This is a genomic window from Roseateles sp. P5_B10, assembly GCF_056400485.1.
Window position 1 is genome coordinate 1 of sequence record NZ_JBFULE010000918.1, and the last position, 1946, is coordinate 1946.

The following is a 1946-nucleotide window of genomic DNA, read 5'->3' on the forward strand; positions in this document are numbered from 1 at the left end:
GTCCTGATGCGCGGCACCGACTCCAGCGGCGGACGAGTCGCCGACGATCAGCAGCCGCAACGTCGAGCCTTCGGCCCAACGCGGGCCGGCCGCCTCGGGCAAACGCAGCGCCGTCGCACGGACTCGGCGCCCCTGCCAAATCAGCAGTGGGCCGAGTGAGATCTTTGAAAGCTTCAGGAGAATTTGGAAAAGTCCGGCACACGTTTCTGGAAGAAGGCCTGGAAAGCCTCCATCGCCTCGGGGCTGCGCAGGCGGGCACCGAAGATCTCGGCTTCACGCGTGATGGCGGCCTTGACGGCGTCGCGCTGGGCATCGCGGATCAGCTTCTTGCTGTCGCGCACCGCTCCCGGCGCGAGGTTGTTGAACCGTTCAGCGATGCGGCGTGCGTGGTTCAGCACTTCGGAACCCGGCAGCACGCGGTTGGCGATGCCGCATTCGACGGCCTGCTCACCGGTGAAGGGGTCGCCCAGCAGCAGCTTTTCGGCCGCGCGGCGGTTGCCGATCAGCTGGGGCAGCACGACGCTGGACGCAAACTCGGGCACCAGGCCCAAGGCGACGAAGGGCATGGCCAGTCGGGCGTCATCGGCGACGAAGACGAAGTCGCAGTGCAGCAGCATGGTGGTACCGATGCCGATGGCCGCACCGGTCACGGCAGCGATCACGGGCTTGGTGCTGTCCACCAGCGCATGCATGAACTGGAAGGTCGGTGCATCTTCACCCCGCGTCGGGCCGGCCATGAAGTCTTCCAGGTCATTGCCCGACGTGAAGATGCCCGGCTGGCCGGTGATCAGCACCGCGCGCACGGCCGGATCGGCATCGGCCGCGCGCAGCGCGTCGGCCATGGCCTGGTACATCGCCTGGGTGATCGCGTTCTTCTTCTCGGGGCGGGCGATCTCGAGGGTCGCGACGCCGTTGACGGTGTAGCTCTTGATGGTCATTTCAGTCTCCTGTCGGGGCTGCTTGTATTGTCGGCGGGTCGAGCGCCGGGCCGCTCCCTAGCCGGCCCGCTCTGGCGATGTGCTTGCCGGTCGAGCCGGCAAGCATCGCCGTCCCCTCGGGGGACCGATCGGGCTGGCCCGCGTTCAGCGGAGCGAGACTGGGCGAGGGGCTCACGCGACAGCCGTCTTGGCGTGGAACTGCGTCCAGTGATTGGCCAGGTGCATCAAATGGGCTCGCTCGTACTGCGGCTTGGTCAGCTCACCGTAGGCGAAATGAGGCCGCAGTGTGCCGTTGAATTGCGTGAACGCGTCCATGGCATCCAACAGGCGCTGCACCGAGGTCTTCAGCGCCTGTGAGGCGTCCAGCGCCGGCGCGCCGGGAATGGGCTCGTCCAGGCTGTGGCTCATCGCACCGCGCGCATTGAATACCGCGAAGGCCGCCGAGCCGATGGACGAGCGGAACCAGGCGCCCTTGAGCGCCGGGAAGCCCTGCATCGAGAACTCGATGCTCTGGGCCAGATGCTGCATGACCTGGCTGAGGTTCCAGGGGTTGTCCTGCACGACCTTGGGCGCGAACAGCAGATCGAGCACGGCCTGCTGACCGTCCTTCCACGTCGCAAAGGTCTTCAACTTGCCCGTGCAGGCGGCCAGCGGGGTCGCCGCGAGCAACACCGTGGTGGTCTTGAGCGCGCGGCGACGATCCATGGTTTACAGCCTTTCGAAGATGCCTGCTGCGCCTTGGCCGGCGCCGACGCACATTGTCACCATGCCGTACTTGCCACCGGTGCGGCGCAGGTTGTGGATGACCGAGGCCGCACGGATGGCGCCGGTGGCGCCCAACGGGTGGCCCAGCGCGATCGCGCCGCCGTTGGGGTTGACCTTGCTGCGGTCGAGCACGATACCCTTGCTGTCGAGGTCGTTCAGCACGGCCAGCGACTGCGCGGCGAAGGCCTCGTTCAGTTCGATCCAGTCCAGGTCGGCGGCGGTGATGCCAGCGGCCTTCAGTGC

The 1946-nt window shown here is 67.0% G+C and carries 2 protein-coding genes and 2 pseudogenes; all 4 read right to left on the reverse strand.

The window, feature by feature from the left end:
- Positions 1–183, reverse strand: a pseudogene (locus AC1DU6_RS29220) (SGNH/GDSL hydrolase family protein); the annotation flags it as partial.
- Positions 174–938, reverse strand: coding sequence for an enoyl-CoA hydratase (locus AC1DU6_RS29225; protein ID WP_457325565.1), 765 nt, complete (start codon positions 936–938; stop codon positions 174–176). The pseudogene AC1DU6_RS29220 and the gene AC1DU6_RS29225, both read right to left, overlap by 10 nt.
- Before the next feature lie 171 nt (positions 939–1109).
- A complete protein-coding gene (locus AC1DU6_RS29230) occupies positions 1110–1643 on the reverse strand; it encodes a DUF1569 domain-containing protein (RefSeq protein WP_457442969.1) in 534 nt (177 codons plus the stop codon).
- Positions 1644–1646: 3 nt separating this feature from the next.
- Positions 1647–1946, reverse strand: a pseudogene (locus tag AC1DU6_RS29235) (acetyl-CoA C-acyltransferase); the annotation flags it as partial.

Excerpts from the sequence above, each read along its gene's own strand:
- AC1DU6_RS29225 (WP_457325565.1), bottom strand. The coding sequence starts at position 938 with ATGACCATCAAGAGCTACACCGTCAACGGCGTCGCGACCCTCGAGATC.
- AC1DU6_RS29230 (WP_457442969.1), bottom strand. The coding sequence starts at position 1,643 with ATGGATCGTCGCCGCGCGCTCAAGACCACCACGGTGTTGCTCGCGGCG.